General features: G+C 49.6%; 23 protein-coding genes. 18 read left to right on the forward strand and 5 right to left on the reverse strand.

Features of this window, described 5'->3' with window-relative positions:
* Positions 1–18 precede the first annotated feature (18 nt).
* The 3 genes from WMO65_RS13865 (at position 19) to WMO65_RS13875 (ending at position 3631) form a co-directional block, all read left to right on the forward strand.
* The gene (locus WMO65_RS13865; protein WP_148393172.1) at positions 19–813 is read left to right on the forward strand and encodes an EcsC family protein; all 795 of its coding nucleotides are present in this window, start codon (positions 19–21) and stop codon (positions 811–813) included.
* Between the two features lie 115 nt (positions 814–928).
* Entirely contained in the window at positions 929–2395 is a 1467-nt protein-coding gene (locus tag WMO65_RS13870) for a type IV pili methyl-accepting chemotaxis transducer N-terminal domain-containing protein (protein WP_306799892.1), read from the forward strand.
* Between the two features lie 9 nt (positions 2396–2404).
* Positions 2405–3631 carry a putative bifunctional diguanylate cyclase/phosphodiesterase gene (locus WMO65_RS13875; protein WP_306799901.1) on the forward strand — a complete coding sequence of 409 codons (1227 nt, stop codon included), beginning with the start codon at positions 2405–2407 and terminating at the stop codon, positions 3629–3631.
* A 66-nt stretch (positions 3632–3697) separates the two neighbouring features.
* Here WMO65_RS13875 and WMO65_RS13880 read toward each other — a convergent pair whose 3' ends face one another.
* Positions 3698–5641 (reverse strand): right-handed parallel beta-helix repeat-containing protein, encoded by a 1944-nt coding sequence (locus tag WMO65_RS13880; RefSeq protein ID WP_054351845.1) that lies wholly within the window; start codon positions 5639–5641, stop codon positions 3698–3700.
* Between the two features lie 174 nt (positions 5642–5815).
* Between WMO65_RS13880 and WMO65_RS13885 the strand changes: the two genes are divergently transcribed.
* Complete coding sequence (locus WMO65_RS13885; RefSeq protein WP_033141289.1) at positions 5816–6757, forward strand: DUF1848 domain-containing protein; 942 nt, start codon at positions 5816–5818, stop codon at positions 6755–6757.
* A gap of 49 nt (positions 6758–6806) precedes the next feature.
* On the opposite strand, the gene WMO65_RS13890 is transcribed toward WMO65_RS13885, so the two are convergent.
* A complete protein-coding gene (locus WMO65_RS13890; protein ID WP_103731998.1) occupies positions 6807–7928 on the reverse strand; it encodes an ROK family transcriptional regulator in 1122 nt (373 codons plus the stop codon).
* Between the two features lie 289 nt (positions 7929–8217).
* On the opposite strand from WMO65_RS13890, the gene WMO65_RS13895 reads away from it, so the two are divergent.
* The 9 genes from WMO65_RS13895 (at position 8218) to WMO65_RS13935 (ending at position 17961) form a co-directional block, all read left to right on the forward strand.
* Positions 8218–8994 carry an SDR family oxidoreductase gene (locus tag WMO65_RS13895; RefSeq protein ID WP_148393171.1) on the forward strand — a complete coding sequence of 259 codons (777 nt, stop codon included), beginning with the start codon at positions 8218–8220 and terminating at the stop codon, positions 8992–8994.
* A gap of 38 nt (positions 8995–9032) precedes the next feature.
* Positions 9033–10535 carry an FGGY-family carbohydrate kinase gene (locus WMO65_RS13900; RefSeq protein WP_148393170.1) on the forward strand — a complete coding sequence of 501 codons (1503 nt, stop codon included), beginning with the start codon at positions 9033–9035 and terminating at the stop codon, positions 10533–10535.
* A 48-nt stretch (positions 10536–10583) separates the two neighbouring features.
* Positions 10584–11972: an MFS transporter gene (locus tag WMO65_RS13905; protein ID WP_148393169.1), complete on the forward strand. Its 1389-nt coding sequence runs from the start codon at positions 10584–10586 to the stop codon at positions 11970–11972.
* A 116-nt stretch (positions 11973–12088) separates the two neighbouring features.
* On the forward strand, positions 12089–12403 hold the full coding sequence (locus WMO65_RS13910; protein WP_148393168.1) for a hypothetical protein: 315 nt from the start codon (positions 12089–12091) through the stop codon (positions 12401–12403).
* A gap of 83 nt (positions 12404–12486) precedes the next feature.
* Positions 12487–13173 carry a Crp/Fnr family transcriptional regulator gene (locus tag WMO65_RS13915; protein ID WP_081960307.1) on the forward strand — a complete coding sequence of 229 codons (687 nt, stop codon included), beginning with the start codon at positions 12487–12489 and terminating at the stop codon, positions 13171–13173.
* A gap of 110 nt (positions 13174–13283) precedes the next feature.
* Entirely contained in the window at positions 13284–15356 is a 2073-nt protein-coding gene (locus tag WMO65_RS13920) for a molybdopterin oxidoreductase family protein (protein ID WP_148393167.1), read from the forward strand.
* 12 nt (positions 15357–15368) lie between these two features.
* On the forward strand, positions 15369–15791 hold the full coding sequence (locus WMO65_RS13925; protein ID WP_148393166.1) for a 4Fe-4S dicluster domain-containing protein: 423 nt from the start codon (positions 15369–15371) through the stop codon (positions 15789–15791).
* Between the two features lie 3 nt (positions 15792–15794).
* Positions 15795–17039, forward strand: a complete 1245-nt coding sequence (locus WMO65_RS13930; RefSeq protein ID WP_349064303.1) for an NAD(P)/FAD-dependent oxidoreductase — start codon at positions 15795–15797, stop codon at positions 17037–17039.
* Positions 17032–17961 (forward strand): TDT family transporter, encoded by a 930-nt coding sequence (locus tag WMO65_RS13935; RefSeq protein WP_148393165.1) that lies wholly within the window; start codon positions 17032–17034, stop codon positions 17959–17961. The genes WMO65_RS13930 and WMO65_RS13935 overlap by 8 nt, the downstream gene beginning before the upstream one ends.
* Before the next feature lie 83 nt (positions 17962–18044).
* On the opposite strand, the gene WMO65_RS13940 is transcribed toward WMO65_RS13935, so the two are convergent.
* Together WMO65_RS13940 and WMO65_RS13945 are read right to left on the reverse strand one after the other, a co-directional pair.
* Entirely contained in the window at positions 18045–18368 is a 324-nt protein-coding gene (locus tag WMO65_RS13940) for a hypothetical protein (protein ID WP_052099434.1), read from the reverse strand.
* A gap of 68 nt (positions 18369–18436) precedes the next feature.
* Entirely contained in the window at positions 18437–19498 is a 1062-nt protein-coding gene (locus tag WMO65_RS13945) for an endonuclease/exonuclease/phosphatase family protein (protein ID WP_148393164.1), read from the reverse strand.
* A 135-nt stretch (positions 19499–19633) separates the two neighbouring features.
* Here WMO65_RS13945 and WMO65_RS13950 point away from each other — a divergent pair, with 135 nt between their 5' ends.
* Positions 19634–21442 carry a sensor domain-containing diguanylate cyclase gene (locus WMO65_RS13950; protein ID WP_148393163.1) on the forward strand — a complete coding sequence of 603 codons (1809 nt, stop codon included), beginning with the start codon at positions 19634–19636 and terminating at the stop codon, positions 21440–21442.
* A gap of 44 nt (positions 21443–21486) precedes the next feature.
* On the opposite strand, the gene WMO65_RS13955 is transcribed toward WMO65_RS13950, so the two are convergent.
* Positions 21487–22617: an ROK family transcriptional regulator gene (locus WMO65_RS13955; protein WP_148393162.1), complete on the reverse strand. Its 1131-nt coding sequence runs from the start codon at positions 22615–22617 to the stop codon at positions 21487–21489.
* Between the two features lie 269 nt (positions 22618–22886).
* Between WMO65_RS13955 and WMO65_RS13960 the strand changes: the two genes are divergently transcribed.
* The 4 genes from WMO65_RS13960 (at position 22887) to WMO65_RS13975 (ending at position 25924) form a co-directional block, all read left to right on the forward strand.
* Complete coding sequence (locus tag WMO65_RS13960; RefSeq protein WP_033141278.1) at positions 22887–23912, forward strand: zinc-dependent alcohol dehydrogenase family protein; 1026 nt, start codon at positions 22887–22889, stop codon at positions 23910–23912.
* A 207-nt stretch (positions 23913–24119) separates the two neighbouring features.
* Positions 24120–24908: a TlpA family protein disulfide reductase gene (locus WMO65_RS13965; RefSeq protein ID WP_243128833.1), complete on the forward strand. Its 789-nt coding sequence runs from the start codon at positions 24120–24122 to the stop codon at positions 24906–24908.
* A complete protein-coding gene (locus WMO65_RS13970) occupies positions 24901–25047 on the forward strand; it encodes a CD1871A family CXXC motif-containing protein (RefSeq protein ID WP_181014437.1) in 147 nt (48 codons plus the stop codon). The genes WMO65_RS13965 and WMO65_RS13970 overlap by 8 nt, the downstream gene beginning before the upstream one ends.
* Positions 25048–25072: 25 nt before the next feature.
* Positions 25073–25924, forward strand: a complete 852-nt coding sequence (locus WMO65_RS13975) for a 4Fe-4S binding protein (protein WP_349064317.1) — start codon at positions 25073–25075, stop codon at positions 25922–25924.
* The last annotated feature ends 11 nt before the right edge of the window (positions 25925–25935 follow it).

The raw sequence follows: 25935 nt of genomic DNA on the forward strand, positions 1-25935 counted from the left end.
TTCCGGAAAGGTGGTACCATGATCAAGAGAAATAAAAAATCACCGCTGCGTGCGGAGATGGAGGCTGTCCTGAAAAAGGAGCAGGCATTTCTGAAGAAAAACGCGGAGAAGAAGGCATCTTTTCTGGACCGGACTTTGGAGGAGAAAGTTCCGGCCAGGCTGCAGGAGACGCTGGATAAAGCATTTGAAAAGGCATTCGGCCTTATTTTTGAAAAAGGTACGGATTTTATAGAGAAGACATATTCCAGGGAGAAGATAGAGCACAATTATAAAGTGGACGCCTACGCTGCGGGACTGATGGAGAACAAAAAGACACTGCGCACATTTACGAAAAAAGCGCAGGCTGCAGGGAACAGAAATCTGCTTCTGGCCGGTGTGGAAGGGGTGGGACTCGGTGTCCTGGGAATCGGTCTTCCGGATATCCCGCTTTTTACGGGGATGATACTGAAAAGTATCTATGAGACAGCGCTTCACTACGGATACCCATATGATACGGAGGAGGAAAAGTATTTCATACTTTTGCTTATACAGGGGTCACTGTCCTACGCAGAGACACTGGAACAGATGAACGCCAAAGCAGACAGATATATTCTGGAACCTGTTGTCCCTAAAGGATATGACAGCAGGGAACAGATAAAGGAGACATCCGCTGTTCTTTCCGGAGAGCTTCTGTATATGAAATTCCTGCAGGGGATCCCCGTGGCCGGAGTGATCGGTGGAGCCTATGACTCCATCTATTTAAGAAGAATACTGGATTATGTGAAAATAAAGTACAGAAAAAGGTTTCTAACAGACAAAGACAAAGCCAATTGACTTGCAGCAGAATACATTCTATACTTAAGAAAAGTGGTTTAGAGATTAACGGAATACTGCCGTCCGGTTGGGAAACTGTGTGGCTGTCTGTGAGAAAGTTTGAGGGCAAATAAATATGCAGAAGAGGATGATGACCATTTTCCTGCTGGTCGTTCTTGTATTGTCGGGACTCCTGTCCCTGTATTCTATGGGGAATCTTCAGGGAAATGCAAGGGTCATCAATTACACCGGAGTTGTTCGCGGAGCAACCCAGAGACTTGTTAAAGAAGAATTGGAGGGACGCCGGGATGATGCCCTGATTTCAAAACTGGACGGCATCATAGAGGAACTGCGCACAGGAGAAGGCGAGAACAGGCTGGTCAGGCTGAAGGACGATGAGTACCAGGAAATGGTGGCGCTCATGCAGGAACGCTGGGAAGAGATGAAGCAGGAAATCCGGAAGGTGCGGGCGGGCGCGGACAGCCAAAGGCTTTATAATCTGAGCGAAGATTTTTTTGAACTGGCAGATGAGAGTGTGGGTACTGCGGAGCAGTACGCGGAGCGCTATGTCCGTATGGCACAGATTTGCTTTGCTGCGCTGACTTTGATATGTACGGCTGCGGCGATTCTGCTTGCTGTCTATATGAGAAAGCAGGAACAGCGGCGCAGAGAAGTGGAAATGATGGAAAACGCCAATCTGGAAAAGAGCCGTAAGCTCTCCAGAATGACGCAGGACCTGCAGGCTCCCATGAACGAAATATCGGAGCTCCTATACGTCTCAGATATGGATACATATGAGCTGTTATTTATCAACGACGCAGGAAAACGAAGCTTTCATTTGGACGATATTGAGGGGAAGATCTGTTACCGTGTCCTTCAGGGAAGAGATAGTCCCTGTCCATTCTGTACCAACAGATTTTTAAAGAGCGGGGAGAACTATACCTGGGAGATTACCAATCCCATTACAGGCCGCCATTATCTTCTGAAAGACCGCCTGATCGAGTGGGAAGGAAGACGGGCACGGCTGGAGCTGGCCTTTGACACCACTGACGCGGAGCAGGAGAAAGAAAAACTGAAATACGCTCTGAGCTCAGAGCAGATGGTGATGGAGTGTGTCAGGACACTGTACTGTAAAAAAGATATGAAAGAGGCAGTGGGAGATGTACTGCGGGAAATCGGAACATTTTTAAAGGCAGAGAGAACCTATATGTTTAATCTGCGTGAGGGATTTCTTCACAATGACTATGAATGGTGTGCCGAAAACGCGGGTTCCCGGCATGAGGCTCTGAAGGATATATCCGCTGCACAACTGGAGGAGTGGCGCAGGGTTCTGAATCAAAAAGGCTGTATTGTCATGAAAGACGCGGAAGAGTTCATGACAATATTTCAGGGAAGTGAAGCGATTGCCAGAGAACGGAATATCCGCAATGTGGCAATCTCCACTCTGGAGATAGATGATGTGCTGATGGGCTGTCTGGGGGTGGACAATCTTCCGGAGGACCGTCTGATGAACATTGGTTCTATCCTTCAGACTATCTGCTACTTTATCCTGCTTGCCTACCGGAGGGCAGAGGATGAGCAGCAGTTAGCCCATCTCAGTTAATACGATACTCTGACCTCCTTTTATAACAGAAACCGTTATATTGAGGACATGCAGAGGATGACCGGCAAAGAGGGAAGCGTGGGCATCGTTTATCTGGATGTCAATGGACTTAAGGACATCAATGACCGGTACGGCCATGCCTTTGGGGATAAAATACTCACAGAATGCGCGGAGCGCATGAAACAGGTCTTTCAGGAGGGCAGTTTTTATCGTGTGGGAGGCGATGAGTTTGTGATCATCTGCCATGATGTGCCAAAGGAACGATTCTGCCAAAGAGTCAATGAGCTGAGGGCTGCATTTAAGCGGGATGCACTGTGCAAAGCTGCTATCGGCTCCCAGTGGACTGAGAAATTAGTGGATGTGGGACAGGTCGTGGCAAACGCGGATGCGCAGATGTACGAGGACAAAAAGGAATTCTACAGAAATAACCCGGCTTCCAAGAGGTACCGCCATCACAGCGATGAGCTGCTCTATCTGACTGACCCGGAAATCCTCAGGCAGGAAATCAGCAGAAACCAGTTTGTGGTCTATCTGCAGCCGAAGATTTCCTCAGCGGACCGGACGGCAGTGGGAGCGGAGGCACTGATCCGGTACCAGTCAAGGGATGGCTCCCTGGTCCTTCCGGGAAATTTTCTGCCTCTGCTGGAGGAGTCACGGACAGTCAGCCAGATTGATTTCTTTGTGTTTGAATTTATCTGTTCCAAGATTAAGGCATGGGGCAGGGAAGGGAAAAAGGGCTTCCCCGTATCTGTGAATTTTTCAAGGTATTCCCTGACACAGCCGCATTTTATTGAGCATCTTCTTTCCATCTGCGATAAATACCGGATATCACCGACATGTCTGGAAATTGAGATTACGGAGACTGTGAGAAATGGCAATGACATAGATATCTGTGTCCTGATAGAAAGCCTCAGAGAGGCGGGATTCATTGTGACGATTGATGATTTCGGCACGGAATATGCCAATCTGGCCCTTTTATCCGCAGTGGAGTTCGACGTTTTGAAGCTGGATAAAAGCATGGTAGACGATGTGGTGAGTAATCCCAAGGCCCAGGCTATTGTCAGCTCCATTGTGGATATGGGGCAAAAGATGGGCATTCAGATCGTGGCGGAGGGAATTGAGACGGAGGAACAGCTTGAGGTTCTCCGGACCTGCGGTGTGGAGCTGGCCCAGGGATTTCTGTTCAGCAAACCCATTTCTGTGGATGAATACGAGAAACGGTATTTAGATAAATAAAAATAGCTCTGCTGCAAAGAAAGACGGGACACCCTGTTATGGGGTGTCCCGTTCTGAGGTTTTGGGTTATCCCCAGACTTTTATTTTATTATATCCTTCTTTCAGTCCTTCTAAAGGTCCAACAGCCGGTGTTTCACAGCGTACGGCACCGTTATAGTCAGTATCCAGAACAATGGATTCACCATCAGGGCCATCAAAGGGGGCTTCCGGAATGCGGACCATACCCAGTGTTTCTGTGGAGATGATTCCGGCGGGCATATGAAGCATCTCTTTTTCTGCATGGATTTCCAGATAGGTTTCCTCTCCCTCCACGGAGATTTTTACCTGGGGATCAGCAGCACTTGTGTAGTTCTCTTTCTCCGCGTCAAATGCCGGGGCATTTTTCAGATAAGCGTTGTGATTGATGTAGGCAGGCTGTTTTACCTGTTCAAACATTTCCAGGTCCTCATTTCCCATGGAAGCAACGGTTTCCATATATTCCTCCAGGGTTTTGGTGGAGCCGTTGTAGCCTATGGTTCCGCATAAGGACTGCTCCGTATAGGCATCCACGCTGCCCACGAAAATGTTGTTGTACAGACGGTCATCTCCGCCGTATACAGGTGTGGTGCCGGCAACTTCCGTGCTGTGCGGGAAGTGATAGGGAGTGGATCGGTTCAGGACATCCTCTCTTCTCATGGTTCCGCAGCACAGGTTGTGGATATATGCACCGCCCTGGGCGATATTGTCGAAGTTGTAGGCAGAGGCAAAGATGTTGTTGTCTACCATATAAGGCCCGTGAGTCACTTCCACCATCAGGTCACGGTCGTTGTTATAATACAGGTTTTTGCTGACGCGCGTGCCCTGTGCCTGCCAGTCAAGCCAGGTGCCCAGAGTACAGTCATGGATATTGTTGTCGTGGATCTGTACGTCAATGGCTGCGTGCAGCTTGATGCCTGCGATCTCATAGCCGAAATACTCGTGTTTTACGGCAATATTATAGATATGGTTGTTGTAGATCTGGCTGAACACACAGCCCATATGGCCTACGATACCATTCTGTCCGCAGTCATAGATGACGTTGTTGCGGATAATGTGGGAACCGATCTTTTCCTTGCTCCAGCCAATCTTCAGGGCGCGGAACACTGCCTCCATCTGATACTGGTATCCCGGTTTTCTGTGTCTTCTGGTGCAGAGGTTATGGCCTGTGGAGGCCTCCTTGCCAATGCTGATGCCGCTGCATTTCGCATCATGTATCATATTGTTTTCAATGATCCAGCCCTTGCTCCAGTTAGCACCCAGAAGGCCCGGCTGGTCAGCAGTAGGCGGTGTCCAGGGGCAGGCAGCCTGTGCCATCTCAAAGCCGCGCACGGTGATATAATTCATGCCAGTTTTTTCAGGGTAGAAGCAGCACTTACGCACATTGATCTCGGTCAGCTCTTTGTTGGGATCAGCTCCCTGGAAATTGGCGTAAATATATGTATTTTCATGGTCTGTCTCAGCATACCACTGATAAATGGTCCACTCTTTATCTTTGATGGGTTCCGGGTGTTTGGTCCACGGCGGGTTGTATCCCTCTGTGCGGATCTGGGGATTTCTCACCTCATCCAGGGATTTTGCTTCGTAGAAAGATTTGCCGTTTAAGTAGACATCTCCTGCATGGACGGAATTGTCATCCGGATAGATGAACCAGTCACCCCAGAGCGGCTCTTTGTAGGGATTGTAGTCACCGAAAACAGTGTTTGGAATCACTGCTTTCCAAACGGTCCCCTCTGTATTCTCCCAGTTTTGGATCCGTTCGGAGCCTTTTATCACGACCTTTTCTCCCTCGGCTGCCTCGTATACAATACGGCTGATGTCGCTGTAGCCGCTGTGTTCCGGCTTGACCCATTCCCGGTACTCGCCCTCATGTACAATGACTTTGTCTCCTGTCTCGGCGGCTTTGGCTGCCCTTTGTATGGTTCGGAAGGGATCCTCTTTCGTCCCCTTTGCATAGTCAGAGCCGGTGACGGCTACATGGTATTCTCTGTTCATGATTTTTCCTCCTGTCATAAACCTTTTCATGTCTATAAGTATAGACAATGGGGAGGGAAGGGACAAGACGAATTTTGGGGGATTTTCCTTGAAATTTGTGTCACAGTTGTGTCCGGTGAAAAAAAGGTGTATAATCAGAAAAACGAACATATTTTCGAAAAAGAGGTGGCGTGAATGATATTGAGTGTGAGCCGAAGGACAGATATACCGGCCTATTACCGGGACTGGTTTTTTAAAAGGATTGAGGAGGGATATGCCTGTGTCCGCAATCCTTTTAACTTTCATCAGGTGAGCAGGATATCCCTTAAGCCGGAGGTGGTGGACTGTATTGTGTTCTGGACCAAGAATCCGGTCCCTATGTTTGAGAAGCTGCCGCTTCTTGATCCGTATATGTATTATTTTCAGTTTACCCTGACCGGGTACGGAAGGGATGTGGAGCCGGGGCTGCCGGATAAGAAACAGGTTTTGATTCCCGCGTTCCAAACACTGGCAGAGACTATAGGGGCAGAACGGGTGGTGTGGCGCTATGACCCGGTTTTCTTTAATGCCCGCTATACACCGCAATATCATCTGCGGGCATTTTCCGGAATCGCAGAGGCGCTGGAGGGTTATACAGAGCGGGTGGTGATCAGTTTTCTTGACTACTATCCGAAGATAAAAAAGAACCTGGAAATGCTGGAATGTGAGAATTTGGAGGAGGAAAGCCTGGGCAGATTCGCCGGGGAGCTGGCCCGCACTGCCCATGTTCACGGTATGGAGATCGTGACCTGCGCGGAAAAAGCAGACCTGCAGAAATACGGGATCGCCCACGGAAGCTGTGTGGACGGGGAACTGATCCGGCGTCTGTGCGGCTGCAGCCTGGATGTGAAAAAAGACAAAAACCAGAGAAGCGAATGCGGCTGTGTGGAGAGTATAGATATCGGTGCCTATGATACCTGTCCCCACGGATGCCTGTACTGCTATGCCAACCAAAGCAGCCGGGCCGCCGCAGCCGGGCGAAGGAGATACACGGCAGAATCCCCCATCCTGTGCAGTGAGATACTGCCGGAGGATAAAGTGACAGAGCGGAAGGTCAAGTCTCTGAAGAGGATGCAGGAGAGCTGGATTCTTATTTAGGCTGCGGCCGTGCCACAGATCGGCAGCGAAAAACTGGTGTTTTATCTATCTAAATCTCTTCTAAAAACCCTTTCACATATGCAAGCGCTGCCCCCACCGGCACCGAATCCCTTGCGGCCTCGGACAAAAAGATAAAATCCGCCTCATCCGGAAACGCGGATTTTTCCTTCACTTTTTTATGGAGCGCAGCCAGATCCTCCTCCGTCAGATAAGGCGCCATATGCCCGCCGAGGATCACATCGCAGTCCATCACCATATGCAGATTATTTACCGCCGTGGAAAGATTCTCCAGATACTCCTCAAAACGTACCTTGTTCTCTTCCTTTCCATTCCTGAGTCCGTCAAAGAATTCTTCCAGGCTCTCATCCTCCAAAAGCAGAGCATTGACAGAACAGTATGTCTCCATGCAGCCGGATTTGCCGCAGTAGCACTGCCTGCCGCCGGGAATCAGGGTCATATGCTCCACTGCGCCGCCGTGGTCCTGTTTTCCCATCACGGTCTGTCCGCCGATGATCACCGCACCGCCCAGATGCTTGCCGATGGAGAGATAAATGGCGTCGGTCAGATCCCTGCGGTTCCACAGCTCTGTGGCAGCGGCACATTTGGCATCGTGCAGGAACATGCAGGGATATGGAAGGTATCCGGAAAGGGCAGTGATCTTAAGCCCTGTATAACCCAGGGTCTTGCCAAAGATGATCTCCTGTCCGTCGGCTGTTGTCAGACCCTGTACAGCAAAGCCGATACCCAGAATCTGTTTCTTCGTAAATCCGCTGTCCTCTATAAAGGTGCTGACATATCCGGCAATCTCTTTATAGTAGGCATCATCATTTCTGTACAATAACTCATATTCCATACATCCGCAGATCTGCCCCTTCAAGTCAACGGCCAGAATCCGGATCTGCTTCTTTAAAATCTCCACACCGATTCCAATCCCTGCCTGCAGGCAGAGCGTGTAGGCAACGGCTTTTCTCCCCACCTGGGATGCAAACTGTCCTCCCTTTTCAATCAGGCCGGCATCCTCCAGAGCAACCAGATTCTGTGTGACCGTGGGCAGGCTGAGATGAAGCTGGTTGGCAATCTCCTGTTTGGAGAGCTTTTCCTGCTCATACAGCAGGTTGTAAATTAAAGAATAATTGTTTTTCTTTATATCCGTCAATGTAATATTTCCCATGTTTCTTTTCCTTTCTCTGTGAAAATCTATACCATGATTCCGGCCCGGCAGACACATTGGCCCGGAGATTTGTAAAGGATATTTATAAAAAAACTTTATACAATAGAGTATAGCACAAACAGCCGGCAAACACCTTTGGTAGAAATTCATAAAAATCCCCATCCATATTTGGATAGTTATACATATTGACGAATTGATATCCGGGGATTATTATATAAATAGATTTTACAAAATGATTTTACAAAATAGAATCACAAAAACAAATCCACTTTGAAAAGGAGAAAAAAACATGGGAATTATCGAGAAAATGAGACTGGATGGGAAAGTATCTTTCGTAACAGGAGGCGCCAGAGGTATCGGGAAACAGATCGCGATCGCCCTTGCAGAGGCCGGCAGTGATGTGGCAATCGTGGACGTGGATATTGAGGAGGCAGAGAAGACAGCATGTAGCATTGCCGAGGAAAACGGCGTGAAGACCATTGCCATCAAGACGGATGTCACAAAGCCGGAGGAAGTAAATGCCATGATGGAAGAGATCGTGAACACATTCGGCAAGCTGGACGCAGCGTTCTGCAACGCAGGCATCTGCATGAATATCCCCTGTGAGGAGATGACCTACGAGCAGTGGAAGAAAGTGATTGATATCAATCTGAGCGGCGTATTCTTAACCGCCCAGGCAGCGGCAAAGCAGATGCTGAAACAGGGATACGGCTCCATCATCAACACAGCCTCCATGTCAGCCCACATTGTAAATGTACCGCAGCCCCAGTGCTCCTACAATGCCTCCAAGGCCGGTGTGATCCAGCTTACAAAATCCATGGCCATTGAGTTCGCAAAACGCGGCGTAAGAGTAAACTGCATCAGCCCGGGATACATGGGAACAGAGCTGACCCTCAACTCCCCCAGCCTGAAACCGCTGATCGAACAGTGGAATGCCATGGCTCCTATGGGCCGTATGGGCCGTCCGGAAGAGCTGCAGTCCATCGCCGTCTATCTGGCAGGAGATACCAGCAGCTTTACCACAGGTTCTGATTTTATTGTGGACGGAGCGTTCACCTGTTTCTAAAAAACACCTGAAAAAATGTCTGCTGAAGGAGAACAGGAATGGAATATTTATTAGGTACAGATATTGGCACATCCGGTACAAAGACCATTTTAATGGACACAGAGGGGAATCTGATCGCAAAGCATCTGGTGGAGTACGATGTGCTGACACCGCGCCCTTTATGGGCAGAGCAGTGGCCGGACGTATGGCTTGAAGCGGCCCGCAGTTCTATCAGGGAAACCGTGCTGAAATCAGGCATCGCGAAAGAGGACATAAAGGGCCTGGCTGTCAGCGGGCTCTACGGCGGTTCCGGAATTCCTCTGGATGAGGAAATGCGGCCGGTGCGCCCCTGTCTGATCTGGATGGACAGGAGGGCACAGGAGGAAAGCGACTGGGTACTTTCCCATATTGGGGAAGAAAAGCTTCTGGAGATCACCCAGAACGGCGCTGACCCATACTACGGCTACACGAAGATGCTCTGGATCAAGAACCATGAGCCTGAAAACTGGGAGAGAACAAAGCTTTTTCTTCCGCCAAATGATTATGTGATCTACCATCTGACAGGAGAGATCGTCATTGACTATTCCTCGGCGGGCAATATCGGCGGCATATTCGATATGCGCACCAGAACCTGGTCAGAGGAAATGATGGAGGCCATGGGAATCCCCATGGAGAAAATGCCTGCAAAGCTGGTGGAATCCACGGATATTGCAGGGGGCCTGACAAAGGAGGCGGCAGAGAGCCTGGGACTTATGGAGGGAATGCCGGTCATTGCAGGGGGCATTGACTGCGGCGCTGCCAATATCGGCCTGGGTGTGCTGGAATCCGGCATCTACGCAGCGGCCATCGGGACATCCATGTGCGCGGCTTTGATTTCTGATAAACCCGTAAAAGGGAACGGGCTTATCGTGTGGCCGTATCTGTACGATGCCAAAAAGCTCTCCTATTATTTTGCCGGGGGAGCCACAGCGGGGGCCATTGTAAAATGGTTCCGGAATACGTTTGGCGGGGAAGAGAATAATTCCTATGATGTGCTGAATGCCATGGCGGAGAAAATCCCGGCGGGCAGTGAGGGACTTGTGGTCCTTCCTTATTTCATGGGAGAGAGAAGTCCGGTCTGGGATTCTGACGCCAAGGGTACCATTGTGGGACTTTCCCTGGCACATACGAAAGGGCATCTGTACCGGGCATTTTTAGAGGCGGTTGCCTATTCTCTGAGGGACGCCATGGAAGCCACCGGGGAGGATTTGGGCGAGTATATTCTCCTGGCCGGAGGGGTCACAAAGTCCCGGGTTTGGAGACACATTTTCGCGGATGTGACCGGTTATCCTGTGGTCTGCCCCAAGCAGGATGTGGAGGCGAACATGGGGGATGTGATTCTGGCAGGCATCGGCACAGGCATTCTTTCCTATGAAAAAGTGAAAGAGTGGCAGGTGCTGGATGAAAAGATCATGCCGGATGAGAAGAACCATGAAAAATATAATGAGTATTTTGAGCTGTACCACTCTGTCTACCGGAATTTGAAAACAGACATGAAGAAGCTGACAAAACTGGCAGAATAGAGATAGATATAAAAGGAAGAAAAAGAAAAAAGATATGGAGGAAGGAATATGGAGCAGGCAGTAAATTTGCAGAACACCTCACAAGCGGGATACACCGCAGGGGCGTCTAAGTGGAAGAAAAGGATTGGATACGGGGTGGGGGAGCTCGGATGCAATCTTGTATTCAGCACCATGGCGTCCTATCTCATGATATTTTATACAGATGTATTTGGAATCTCGGCAGCAGTGGCAGGAACCCTGATGCTGGTCACAAAGTTTATCGACGCGCTGACTGACACAGGCATGGGTATCCTTGTGGACAGGACCCACACAAAATGGGGACAGGGAAGGCCGTATTTCCTTGTGGGCGCGGTTCCCTTTGCCGTCTTTACCATCATGACATTCTTTGTGCCGGATTTTCATATGACGGGAAAGATCATCTGGGCTTATGTGACGTACTGTCTGCTCTGCACGGCTTACACGGTGGTGAACATTCCGCTGAATACCATTGTTCCGCGTCTGACCTCAGATCTGCATGAGAGAAACTGCCTGGTTTCCTCCCGTATGATCTGCGCCATGATCGGGACAGCCATTGTTATGACCATCACCTCTCCCCTTGTGGAGTTTTTCGGAAAGGGAAATGCCGGGAAGGGTTATCTGGTGACCATGACCATCTACGGAATCGCGGCCATGCTTATTTTTGTAGTGACATTTTTAAACACCGAGGAAGTGGTGCCGCCCTCTGTCAAGCGGGAAAAATCTTCCTTGGCACAGGATTTAAAAGGGCTGACAGGCCAGAGCGTAATATTCTTTGCCGTGAACTTTTTGTATTTTGCCATCTATGTGGTGCGAAATACTACGGTTATCTATTACTTTACCTACAATCTCCAGAAGACAGAATGGCTGACCTTTGTGGGACTCTTCGGAATCCTTTCAGGACTTCCCATGCTCCTTGTGCTGCCGTATCTGGAGAAGCGGATGTCAAAGAGAAATGTTATGCTTCTGAGTGTGGCCATTTATATGGCGGGTGACCTGATCATTTACTTCGGCAAGACCTCTGCAGTATGCCTGATCATCGGCCTGGCTGTCACAGGACTTGGCATTTACGGCATATTCGGCACCACTTTTGCCATTCAGCCGGATGTGATCGATTACTCTGAGTACAGGAAAAACAAAAGTGTTTCAGGTCTCATCGCCGCTTTCCAGGGCTTCTTTGTAAAAGCCAGCATGGGACTTGCAAGCGCCGTCATCGGCCTTCTTCTGAAAAAGGGCGGCTATGTGGCAAATGCGGCCCAGACGCCTAAAGCACTTGCCTATATTGAAGCCAGCTTTATCTGGATTCCTATGGCGCTCTGTGCAGTCATCGGTGTGGTGATGTGTTTCTACAAGCTGGATAAGGAACGCGCGGATATGGATGTGGAGCTGGAGAGAAGAAGACGTTCCCTGAACGCCGGCTAGAGCCTGTGGGGGAAATGTATTTCGTGCAGGAAAAGCCTGATATTGTGAGTATGATATTGACATTCTTCCAAAAGAGTCATAAGATGCGGGAAAGAAAAGCAAAAGGAGAATGTGATATGATATTTCAGAATAATAAAAAGGCATGGGTGATTTTTGCCGTGACACTGGTCCTCAGTGTTCCTGCGTTTTTTATGCTGAAGGGAGATACCCAGATCTTTGTGTTTCCTGCTATACAGGCAGCCCTTCTCCTGCTGGGAAGCACAGAGTTTGTGAAGACCTGGTGCATGAATTACAAGCTGAGCGTTATGCGGAGTGAAAACCAGTATTATCTCATGCTGTTTCTGGGAGTTTTACTGATGCTGTTTGTGGGGATCGGATACTTTTATAACCTATATATAGAATTGACGTCTTTACATACATCCTGCAATTAAATGTAGATATTCGTCACTTATTACGGTATAATGTCAGCAGCGGCTGGGAAAGACCGGGAATATATGAAGATGGGAGCGTGAGGGTGACGGATACAGAAGAATCACTGGGAATCATTTTCGGAGCAGATGACATACGGCAGTCCAGCCTGGAACATCTGGCACGCTACAGTGTGCTGCTGCGGATGAAAAAGGGGCAGCACCTGTATCGGGAGAGAGAAGAGATTGTCACAGTATATGCCGTAGTGAGCGGCACTGCCGCGTTATATAAGATGAATGCCATGGGCGAAAAAAAAGTGATTTTCGTTCTGGGAAGGGGAAGCCTGTTAAATGAGGAGATCCTTCAGGACCTGCCGGAGCCTGTGAGCTGCGAGATCATGGAGGAGGCCCTGATACTGGCAGTCCCCAGAAAGCAGCTTCTGGCACTGATGGAGACAGACGCAAGGCTCATGCGCTTTCTGTTTTCCTCCCAGTCCCATAAGGTCCGCAGACTGTACCGCCAGTTAAAGAACACCACCAATGCCACCAGAGGGGAAAAGAAGATGGCAGCTAAGCTGTGGAAACTGGCCCGCGACTATGGGAAGAGGGAGAAGGACGGTGTCCGCATCTGTCTGAAACTGACGGTGACCCAGCTTGCGGATATGCTGGGGACGAAAAGGGAGACAGCCTCCCGCCAGCTCAAAGTTCTGGTGGAACAGGACCTTGTCCGTTATGATAAGAATACCTTTGTGATACCGGAACCGGATGCATTAAACAGTTACTTCAAAGAATAAGCAGAAAACCGTGATTTTTGTCACGGTTTTTTTGTATGTGTGGAGTTATCCTTTTAAATAGAAGAAAACACGGAAGAAATCGTGATATTTCAGGAAAATAGGAGGAAGTCATGAAGAAAATACAATCCACCTGCAATTACTGTGCCATAGACTGTAATCTGGATTTTTATGTGGAGGACAACAGGATTATGAAGGTTGTCCCCACAAAAGGCTATCCGGTCAATGACGGATTCTGCTGTATCAAAGGGCTGTCTCTGGACAAGCAGCTCACAGTGAAAAAGCCGTCTCCTCTGCCGAAGATCAGACAGGCGGACGGGACCATGAAGGAAGTGCCCTGGGAGGAGGGCTTACAGTATGTAGCTGACAAGCTCAAAGAGCTCCAGGCAAAATACGGAACGGAGAGCGTGGCAGGCATCAGCACCGGACAGCTTACCATGGAGGAATTCGCACTGTTCGGCCATGTGATGCGCAACTATCTGAAGACAAACGTGGACGGCAATACCCGTCTCTGTATGGCCACAGCAGTGGTTGCCCATAAACAGAGCTACGGTTTTGACGCTCCCGGATATACACTGAAGGACCTGGAGCTGTCCGACACCATCATCCTCATAGGAGCCAACCCGGTGGTGACACATCCCATCGTGTGGGGGAAGATCAAGGACAACCACAACAAGAAGCTGATCGTCATTGACCCGAGAAAATCAGAGAGTGCGAGAAACGCGGATTACTGGTACGGCCTGAAGCACAAGAGCGATCTGTACCTGTATTATGCCATTGCCAATCTTCTGATCGAGAAAGATTATATTGATAAGAAATACATAGAAGCGCACACGGAAAAGTTCCGGGAATTCAAGGCATTTGTAAAAGACTATACTTTGAGCGGGGCTGCGGAGAAGACGGGCCTTTCCGAGGGGCAGATCCTGGAGCTTGTGGAGCTGATCCACACAGGAAAGCGTGTTTCATTCTGGTGGACCATGGGCGTGAATCAGGGGTATGAGGCTGTCCGTACAGCCCAGGCTGTCATCAACCTGGCTTTGATGACAGGAAATATCGGGCGTCCCGGAACAGGTGCCAACTCCATTACAGGCCAGTGCAATGCCATGGGTTCCCGTTCCTACAGCAACACCGCTGTACTCTATGCAGGCGGTGACTTCACCAATCCTGCCAGAAGAGCAAGGGTGGCGGAGGCGCTGGGTGTGGAGGAGAGCGTGTTGGCGGAAAAGCCCACGAAGACCTATAACCAGATCATCGAGGGGATCAATGCAGGAGAGATCAAGGGACTGTGGATCCTCTGCACCAACCCAAGACATAGCTGGACCAACAATGAAACTTTTGCTGAAGCTGTGAAGAAGCTGGAGCTCTATGTGGTGCAGGATATCTATGACACCATTGAAAGCGCTGAGGGCGCCACGGTATTCTTCCCTGTGGTATCCGGCATGAAGAAAGAGGGAACCTATATCAATCTGGAACGCAGGCTCTCCGCTATGCGGCAGGTGCTTCCAAGGGAGGAAAATGAAATATCCGACTACGAAGCCATCCTTGGAGTGGGAAAAGCCCTGGGCATGGGAGAACTTTTGAAGGGATGGGAGACGCCAAAGGACTGTTTTGCACTTATGCGGGAATGTTCCAGGGGAATGCCCTGCGACATTACAGGGGTGACATGGGAAGGACTTGAGAATTCCCATGGAATCCAGTGGCCGTTCCGGGAAGGGGAAACCCTGAAAGAGGACCAGAGAAGGCTTTATGAAGACGGCCGATTCTTTACACCGTCCAAAAAAGCGCAGTTTATATTTGAAACACCCATGGAAAACCCTATGCCCACAACAGAGGAATTCCCATATGTGTTCAACACCGGGCGTGGCTCTGTGGGCCAGTGGCATACTCAGAGCAGGACAAAGGAAGTGAAGTTTGTGGAAGATGTCTCTCTGAAAAAGGCATATCTCTACATGCATCCCGCCACTGCAAAGCATCACGGTGTAAAAGAAAATGACAGAATCTGTGTGTATTCCGCCAATGGACAGAACGCTGAGTTCGCTGTGAAGATCACGGACCATGTCAGGGAAGACGAGCTGTACGCGCCCATTCATTATATTGAGTGCAATAAGCTCACGCCATCCATATATGATTCCTATTCCAAAGAACCATCCTACAAATCAGCGGCTGTCCGCTTTGAAAAAAGATAAGGGGGAACGAAGATGTATCGGATTAAAATAGACCGCAGCAAATGTATCGGCTGCCTGACCTGTGTCACCGCCTGCGTGGTCAGCCATGAGACGGACAGCGGGGATTCCAGAAACCGCGTGGTGATTGACAGTGAGACAAAACCGGCTCCCATATTCTGCCGGCACTGCGAGCGGCCGGAGTGCGTTTATACCTGCATGACAGGAGCCATGAGCAAGAATCCCGAGACAGGATATGTGGAATACGACAAGGAACGCTGTGCAAGCTGCTATATGTGCATCATGTCATGTCCCTTCGGCATTTTGAAAAGTGACAGCCACAAGCACAAGGAGATCATGAAGTGCAACATGTGTGTGCACAGAAGCAGTGATAAAAAAGGCGCCCCTATGTGTGTGGAGAAATGTCCCATGCAGGCGATTACATTTGAGGAGGTGTAGGCTATGAAATATGTGATTCTGGGTTCCTCCGCAGCCGGTGTCAATGCGGCAAAAGAGATCCGCAGAGTGGACGAGGACGGGGAGATCCTCATGATCTCCAGGGATGAGACCATTTATTCCAGGTGTATCCTCCACCATTATCTGGGAAATATAAGGACAGTACAGCAGCTTGATTTCACAGAGCCTGATTTTACGGAAAAATACAGGGTCCGGTTTATGAAAGGCAGGGAGGCGGTTTCCGTTAACTGTGAAGAGCGCACCGTTTTGCTGGCAGACGGAGAGCGTGTAGGATTTGACAGGCTTCTCATTGCCACAGGCTCCCACACCTTTATCCCCCCTGTAAAGGGTATGAGAGAAGCGGGAAATGTCATCGGCTTCAGGAACCTGTGTGATATTGACAGGATCAAAGAGGCCCTGCCAAGGACAGAGCATGTGGTAGTCATGGGTGCCGGGCTTGTAGGCCTGGATACGGTTTCGGGCCTGCTGGAAAATGACGTAAAGCCCGTGGTCGTGGAACTGGCAGACCATCTGCTGTGCAGACAGCTTGACAAAAAAGCCGCTGCCGTCTACGAGGCTGCCATGAGCGAAAAGGGAGTCAGGCAGTATTACGGCACCGGTGTGCAGGAGCTGTTCTGTGACAGGGAGGGAAATGTTAAGGAGCTGCTTTTGTCAGACGGCAGCAGAATCCCCTGTGATCTCCTCATTGTGACAGCCGGTGTGCGGGCTAATGTGGAGTTTCTGGAGGGATGCCAGGTGGGGACAGACCGGTTCGGCCTTCTCTTTGACGAATCCGGTGAGACGAACGTGCCGGGGATCTATGGGGCCGGGGATGTATCCGGCAGGGCACCTATCTGGCCTGTAGCTGTCAAGGAGGGCATTATTGCCGGCAGCAATATGGCAGGTGGGAAGCGGAAGATGACAGACTTCTTTGCCAGCAAGTCCACCATGAATTTCTTCGGGATACCCACCATGTCTCTGGGACAGGCAGAACCGCAGGATGAGACGGAGCTGGTGGAGACACAGGAGGGAAAAGACGGATATAAGAAGATCATCCACAAGAACGGGCGGATATTGGGAGCTATCATCCAGGGAGATTTATCCTACAGCGGAGTACTCCAGCAGCTCATAGCCAGGAGAATTGATGTGTCCAGGGTGAAAAAACCTATTTTTGAAATTGATTACTCTGACTTTTTCCATGTGGGTGATAACTTTGAATACTATTATCAGGAGGACATAAAAGATGAATAGACTGGAAAAATTACCTGTGCCCATACTGCCCACATTTGTAGGCGCACTGACTCTCAGCAACGTATATGCGGGATTCGGCTATAGCTGGCTGCGGCATTTTATGATGTGGACAGCCCTGATCGTCATGGTCTGTTATATTGTCAAGATCATACGGTTTCCCAAAACATGCCTGGAGGAGTACAAGAACGTAGTGCCGGCAAGCCTCTACGCAGGATTTTCCATGGTCACCATGATACTGGGAAGTTATTTCTATGAACTGGGATTTGCAGGCGGAAAGTTCATCTGGGCCGCAGGCCTTGCCATCCATACGGTTCATTTGATCGTGTTCACAGTCCGAAATATGGTCATGAAACGCGACATCAACACCTTTGTGCCAAGCTGGTTTGTTACATACAATGGTATTATGGTGAGCTGTGTGACAGGAGGAGCCATGAATGCCAAAGGGATACTGACCGTGGTCACATATTACGGAATCGCCATCTATGTGATCCTGGTGCCCTTCATGATCTGGAGGCTTATGAAGGTGGAAGTAAAACCGGCAGTCTATCACACCATGGCGGTTCTGCTTGCGCCCTGCAGCCTCTGCGTCGTGAGTGTGCTGAATGTGCTGGATGACCCCAACAGGATTCTGGTAACACTTCTGTACCTCTGCGTGCTTGCGTCCCTGGTTTTCATTGTCATAAAGCTGCCGAAATTCTTTTCCTTTCCCTTTGCACCGGGCTATGCGGGCATGACCTTCCCCATGGCTATCGGAATCGTGGCTTCCGCAAAAATGGGGGCGTTTCTCACCGCGCAGGGACAGGAGGGACTGGGCAGTGCCGTGAACCAGCTTGCAGGCTTTCAGACATTTCTCACAACTATGATCATCGGTTATGTACTGCTCCGTTTCTTTATGATGCTGTTAAAGACAGAGGCAAAATAGAAAATAAGTAAAAAACAACGCCGGATACCAGTAGGAAATACATGAGTATCCGGCGCTGTTTTTATGTTTTAAGGATACATACCTCAGACTTCTTTCAGAAATCCCAGTGTACTGTTTGCTGCCGTACCGCTTATGACGTAATGGGCGGTGTTCCCGCAATCCTCCGCGTACACAAAAATCTGATGGGCCTCCCGGTCCGGTCCCTGGGGAACTTCCGCGTAGAAGGTGATACAGGAGCCCTCCGGTATCCCGTGATCCTTCAGACTAATGGTGGCAGAACTGCCCGCTGCCACCATCATATGTCCCTTCTCACAGATACGGCTGCCTTTGCCGTCCACGTAGACAAAGCCCGGACGGACAATGAAATCTCCCTGGTTTTTCAGTGTGATATGGCTGATTTCCCTCATGTAAATACTCCTTTTCACAGAATATCCTCTATAGATACTCTATGCAAAAGGCCGGGAAAACAGTATTCCTACTTAAACGCCACCTCCAGGCGCACCGGCTGGTGGTCTGTATGCTCGAATCCCACATCAATGACGTTCACATTTCTGACGGCCAGGTTGTCTGACACGATGAATCCGTCGATGACATAGACCTGTGAAGTGTCATAGGAACCGGTGTACGGGGCGTTCAGAAGACGGCAGGTGGGATAGGTGTCATCAATGGCAAAGGAAAAGTGATCCGGCAGGTCATCGGTTCCGATTACGCCCGGCGCCCAGTCTTCCTTATTGGTGACAGGATATTTGTCCACACCCTCAAAGGTCTGGTTAAAATCACCGCCGGCAATCACATAGTTCCCTTTTTCGTACTCTGCTTCCAGAATGTCCGCCAGCATTTTGCTCTGAGCGATTTTGCCCTTGCCGCTGTCGTAAGCTTCCAGGTGGAAGTTGATGAGCACCAGTTCTTTTTCCGAATCCTGAAGCGGAAACCGGGTGACAAGAAGACAGCGCTTCAGATTGCAGGTCTTGATAGGCCAGGAGAAGGATTCCGGAAGGGAAATCCTGCTGGCACCGGCCACATAGTTGTCAGTCAGCGTTACAAGCCCGCTCTCCACATGTCCGATGGGAGGGAGGGGATAAGGAACATAATCGCATTTGAAGTTATACGCGAAGAAGCTGTTTTTTTCAAGGGCTTTGCTGTAAGCGCTGCGCTCATCTATATGGTATGAGCGGGTGGAGTCTATATCCACTTCCTGTAAAAAGTATGCGTCAGCCGGATTGTCCTGCAGTACCTTTGTGATGCCTTCCATATTTTCTTCCACCAGGGCTTTGGAAGCGGGTTTTACTTTCGTACCGCCGTCCATGAAGAAGTCCTCGTCTTTGCTGAGGCCGGCATATCCCGTATTGTAGCTCATGACTGAGAAGGGGCTGCGCAGAGAAATGAACGCACCGTCCTTATAATTTCCCTCCAGGGATTCCTCCGCCTTCGGACGATATTCCCGCACAGTCAGATAAACCAGCAGAAGCAGTAAAATACCGGCAAGTATAAGCAGCAGGATACCGAAGCCTTTTAAAACAGTTTTTGCCTTACTCATAAAATCCCTCCTCTTTTTAGCTATATTCCCATTATAATCGACAGTGCCGGAGACTGTAAAGGAGTTTCTTTGTTCGATTGACGAGCACACCGGAGTCATATATAATATAAGTAATAATCGGGAAGAAGGAATGTTATGCAGAAGAAAAAAAGATGGATAACAGCCGGCCTCCTTATCCTGACGGTGGGGGTCATTATCGGCGCCTCTTTTTATTACGGTACTTACATTCATGACATTCTGGAAAAAGAGACGAACGCCTATGCGCAGGAGCTTGCCCAGCAGAGCATCAAGCTGATCAATGAGAGGGTCGACAACGACTATCTGTATCTGGAAGGAATCTCGGACTCCATAGGCGGCCAGAAAACATCAATCCATTCTCAGAGGGTCCTGGATATTCTGGAACAGAAGTCAGGCATTACACGCTTTACAAGGCTTGCCGTGGTAGATTTGGACGGCATCATGTATTATAACGGCATGGAACAGCAGATCCTGGTAAAGGACCGTGCGTATTTTCAAAAGGCCCTTCAGGGCCAAAGCTCGGTGGAGAGCTATGTGGCTGAGGACGGAAGTAGCCGCACCATGGTCATCAGTGTGCCCATTTACCGGGACGGGGAGATACAGGGGCTTGTGCTCGGGCAGTATACCATGGATGAGCTGGAGCATCTCATGTCCATTCGCTATTTCAACGGGGAAGGGTACAATTATATCACGGACTCCAAAGGCGAGGTTCTGGTGCACTCAGCCAAAGGGGACGCCAGGCAGAATGTGCTGGAGGATCTGAAGCATGTGATCAGCAGGGATTTTACCGCCCCGGACCTGGAAAAATTTGCGGACAACATGCAGAAGGGAGAGAACGGATACATACGCTATCAGAAAAGCGGTGAGGATTTTATACTGGAATACACTGCCACAGGCATCAATGACTGGTATCTGCTGCTGGTGGTTCCGTGTAATGTGGTGGATGTCAAGACGCGGAACGTCATTGACGGCACAGCCTTTTACTGCGTGTTCATTCTTCTGGTGCTGGGGCTTATGGCGTTCGGAATGCTGAACGGCCGGCGCAGGAACCACAGACAGATCAGACGGGCATATGAGAATATCCGCTCCATTTACCGGACAGTGCCCAGTGCGATCGTGCGTTTCCGTCTGGACGATAAGTTGTCTATACTGGATTCCAATGACGGGTTTTATCAGTTTATGGAATACACTATGGAGGATTATGAGGAGAGATACGGCAGATTCCTGCAGCCCGTTTTAGAGGAGGAGGACAGGGAATGGTTTTTGAAGCTGAAAGAAGGACTTATCTCCAGAGAATTTCTGATTCTGTGCAGGGACGGACAGCGCAAATGGGCCTATGGAAACTTTGATGTGCAGATGCAGGAGGGGGCTCTGGTGGTGCAGTGCGCCTTTATTGATATCAGCCGTCAGATGCAGCAGCTCTCGGAGGCTGTGCAGAGTGCCAGCAGGGACCCGCTGACAGGGCTGAAGAATAAAAGAGCTCTGGAACAGGAAGTGGAGAGTGTCATAACGGAGAGCGGCAGCGCAGGAGCGTTCATGATCATGGATCTGGATAATTTTAAGAATGTGAATGATACCTTCGGTCATCCAAACGGAGATAAAGTGCTGCAGCTTTTCGCAGCCTGTCTGAAAAATACCTTCCGGGGCGATGACTTTATCGGGCGTCTGGGCGGCGATGAGTTTGTGGTGTTTATGAAAAATGTCAATGAACGCCAGAAGATAAGCAGAAAAGCAGAACAGCTCATGGATAATTTCCAAAGCAGCCTGCCAAAAGAATTCAGCGGATGTAAGCTGTCTGTCAGCATAGGCGTGGCCTCTGTTCCGAAGGACGGTATCACACAGCCGGTTCTGTACCGGAAGTCAGATAAGGCTTTATACGAGGCGAAGAAAAGAGGCAAGAACCAGGTCTGTTTTTATGAGGAATAGTGGAAAGGGTATGGAAACCGTGCAGGAATGCGGTTCCCATACCCTTAAATTGTCTGCAGAAACTGATCGATATAAGAAAGTGCTGCGCCGACCGGCGGAGCAAGCTGTCCGTGGGTGCTCAAAAAGATAAAATCATCCGGGAGACTGTACGGGGAGCTGTCCTGTATGCGTTTGGTAAGCTGCACCACATCTTCCCCTGTAATATAAGGAGCCAGGTAGCCGCTGATGATGATGCGGCAGTCAAGTATAACGTTCAGGTTGCAGAGGGCAAAGGCCAGGTGATCCAGATAGTCCTCCCATATCGCTGCAAACGCGGAATTTCCACGGCGCAGCTCCCGGAAAAAGGAGGGGATATCCGTCTGCGCCGCCCGTTCCAGACTGTCCGCGGAACAGTAGGTTTCCAGACAGCCGTGTTCCCCGCAGTAACAGAGCGGGCCGTCAGCCTGAATGCACATGTGTTCAATGGACCCGCTGTGCATGCCAAGGCCTGTGTGGACCTTTCCGTTTATAATGACCGCGCCGCCCAGGTTTTGGTTCAGAAGAACTACAATGGAATCCCGGAATTTTTCCTGATGCCAGGTCTCCAGATAGGCGGCAGCCTTGGAGTCGTGTTCCAGACGGCAGGGGTATGGGATATAGCGGGAGAAGTCAGAGAGCTTCATGCCCGTATGCTCCAGTATCCTTCCGTAGCTTACGGTGCTTCCGTCCGGGGAGATAAGTCCCTGAATGGCAATGGAAGCCCCTAAGATATGTTCTTTTTCTATGCCGTATTTATCCACAAAGGCGGTGAGCCTTCTGCCGACCTGTTCACAGTAGGCGTCTGAGGCTTCAAAGGGAAGGGCGCAGGATTCCTGATACAGAATATTGCCGTAAAGGTCTATGGCAGCCATGTGCAGGGTCTTTCTGAGCACTTCAATGCCCAGTGCGATTTTGGCGTCCGGAAGGATACGGATCGCATGGGCCTTTCTTCCGCCTGTGGATTCAAAGTATCCTTTCCGTTCGATCAGCCCTTCCTCTTCCAGAAGCTTCAGGTTCTGGGTCACTGTGTTCATGCCCATCTGCAGGGCAGCGGCGATCCCCTGCTTGGATATGGTGCGGCTTTCATAGATAAGGTGGTAGACTTTGCTCTTATTTATTTTTTTGATTTCCATTGTGGTCATGCCTGTTGTATTCATAAAAGTTCCTCCCGGGGAATATCTGTCTCTATTTTAGTATGGACAGGGGGAAATGACAAGTGGGGATTCAAAACGAAAGGGGCGGAGAAGGGGGAAACGGTATCTGGTAACGGGCGGCTGCAGCATTTTGGATAAAAATCGCAGAAGAATATTGGTATAAATGTCTATTGTATTTTTTCGCACCTTGCTATATAGTGAACTTATGCGTAAGACATAACTATAAGTTCAGAGCGAAAGTATAGAAAACTGAGAAAGTGGAGGAAATAGGGATGAAGAGTGCAGTATTTTATGGAAAACATGATCTGAGAGTGGAGGAGCATCCGATGCCTGAGGTTGGGCCTCATGATGTGCTGATCCAGGTGGAGGCATGCGGTGTGTGCGGAACAGATGTACATATTTATGAAGGGGATAAGGGAGCTGCGGAGGTAACGCCTCCCACTATTTTAGGACATGAATTTTCCGGTGTGATCAGGGAAGTGGGAAGTGAAGTGAAGAAGTATAAGGCCGGGGACAGAGTCTGCATTGACCCGAACTGTTACTGCGGAGCCTGTGATCCCTGCAGAAACGGAGTTGCCCATTTCTGTGAAAATATGATGGGATACGGTACAACGGTAAACGGCGGTTTTGCGGAATACTGTGCAGTGGATGAGAGACAGGTGTATCTTCTGGGAGAGAATACTACCTTTGAGCAGGGAGCCATGGCAGAACCGGTGGCCTGCTGCCTCCACGGAATTGACATGTGTGAGATCCAGCCGGGACAACAGGTGGTCATCATCGGCGGAGGGATGATCGGTCTTCTTATGCTTCAGCTTGCAAAGCTGGCCGGGGCTGCCAAGGTGGCGCTTTTAGAGCCGGTGGAGAATAAGAGGGAAGTGGGAAGAAAGCTGGGGGCAGATGTTTGTATTGACCCTGTAAAGGAAGATGTGAAAGAGCGCCTTGCAGAGAACGGAATGGACTGGGTGAATGTGGTGATCGAGTGTGTAGGCCGCCCATCCACCATTGAGCAGGCGATTGAGATCGCGGGGAATAAGGCGGTTGTCATGATGTTCGGGCTGACGAAGCCGGATGAGGAGATTGCTGTGAAGCCGTTTCAGGTCTTCCAGAAGGAGCTGGTGCTGAAGGCTTCTTATATCAATCCCTATACACAGAAGAGGGCGCTGGACCTGATCAATTCAGGAAGGCTGGATGTGAGCAGTATGGTGTATGAGGTGTGCAGTCTGGATAAATTGGAAGAAATTTTGAGCAGGCCGGAGGTGAGGGCAAAAGGGAAGTATGTGATCTCACCTAAGATGTGAAAAATTTAAAAGAGTGCAGAGCTGAAAGGCTGCCGGGCGGGAATGGCTATAGGGCTGTTTCCTTCCGGCAGTTTTAAATTGAACCGACTACTGTGACTTTGTTACATTAGAAAAATATATGGGAAAAAGACTTGACATTTGGAACTGTAACTAATATAATTTCAGTATGAACTGTAACAAAGAGAATAACAATATGGAGGTTGGACCATGAGAAGACGGAGACAATATTTAATGGCAATGGCGGTGACAGCTCTGGTAACAGCCGGGGTGCTTGCCGGGTGTGGAAATAAAGAAGACAGTACAACTAAGACCGAGACACAGACAGAAGAGAACGCGGGAAGCCAGAAGGACGGAAGTGTGACCTCAAAAAGCGCCGGCGAGGATGCAGCTGATAAGGCGCAGACCGACGGACAGCAGGAGAATAAGGACAGTGCCAAAGAAGATGGACAAAAAGCTGATGACCAGGATGCAGGCCAGGATCAGCAGACTGAGAGTCAGGAAAAAAGTCAGGATCAGCAGGCAGATGCGGAGAATGAGACCGATAAAAATGAGATCTTCGGCGAGTTTAAGACCAAGACGCTGGACGGAAAGGATGTGAATCAGGACATATTTGCTGAGGCGGACCTGACTATGGTGAATATCTGGGGAACGTTCTGCGGACCGTGTATCAGAGAGATGCCGGATCTTGGGGAACTGAGCCGGGAATATGCGGATAAGGGTTTCCGGATGGTTGGGATCATCAGTGATGTGAGCCAGCCGGAGGATGAGACAGCACTTGAAATTGTGGATAAAACAGAGGCGGATTATACACATCTTGTCATACCGGATGATGCCAATATGCAGTACAGAATCTTGAGAAACGCCCAGGTTGTGCCCACAACTATTTTCCTGGATAAGAACGGAAACCAGGTAGGGGAGACTTATCCCGGGGCGAAAAGTAAGAAACAGTGGATTGCAGTGATAGACAAAATGCTTGAGAAGGTGCAGAATGAGTAGGAGAAAGGCAGCAGTTTTAAGGAGTCTGCTTCTTGTGGCGGCAGCGGCATTTATTATATTTGGCGCAAGCCGGGGGGAAGTGGATACCGTGTTTACAAAAGCAGTGAATATATGTCTGGAGTGTATAGGAATTGGCTGAATTTTTGCAGAAGATCCGAAACAGAATGCGGCTGATCGTGCAGGTGGGATTTACGGCACTGACCAATGGCTATGTTTTGGGATTTATCAAAGGAAAAATATATAAAGGTCCCACCAAGGCGCTGTGTGTGCCGGGGCTTAACTGCTACTCCTGTCCGGGAGCGCTGGGGGCCTGTCCCATCGGTTCCCTGCAGGCAGTGCTGGGAAGCCGGAATTACCGGTTTTCCTTTTATATCATCGGTTTTCTGATCTTTATCGGTTCTCTGATCGGAAGATTTGTATGCGGGTGGCTGTGTCCTTTTGGACTGATCCAGGATCTGCTTTATAAGATTCCTTTTTTCAGAAACAGAAAGAGGAAGAACCTGCCCGGACATAAGTGGCTGGTATGGCTGAAATATGTGATATTAGTGGTGTTTGTCATTCTGCTGCCCATGTTCTATGTGGATATCATCGGGCAGGGAAGTCCATGGTTCTGTCAGTTTATCTGTCCAAGCGGAACCCTGACAGCCGGTATTCCCCTGGTACTTTTAAATGAAGACCTGAGAGGGGCCATCGGTTTTCTGTTTGCCTGGAAGGCGGCAATCCTGGCTGCAGTGGTGCTCCTGTCCATTATGGTATACAGGCCGTTCTGCAAATATCTGTGTCCTCTGGGTGCCATTTACGGGCTGTTTAATCCCATTGCCCTGTACCGGTATCAGGTGGACGAGACAAAATGCAACCGGTGCGGGAGCTGTCAGAGAGCCTGCAAGATGGATATCCGGGTATGGGAAACCCCAAACAGCAGGGAGTGTATCCGCTGCGGTGACTGTATCAAGAGCTGTAAACGCGGTGCTATATGCACAACTATGAAAAAGAATAGGGAAAAAGAACAAGAGTGAGGGTGAGTGAA

It is taken from the genome of Blautia caccae (assembly GCF_040095955.1).
Taxonomy (GTDB): Bacteria; Bacillota; Clostridia; order Lachnospirales; family Lachnospiraceae; genus Blautia; species Blautia celeris.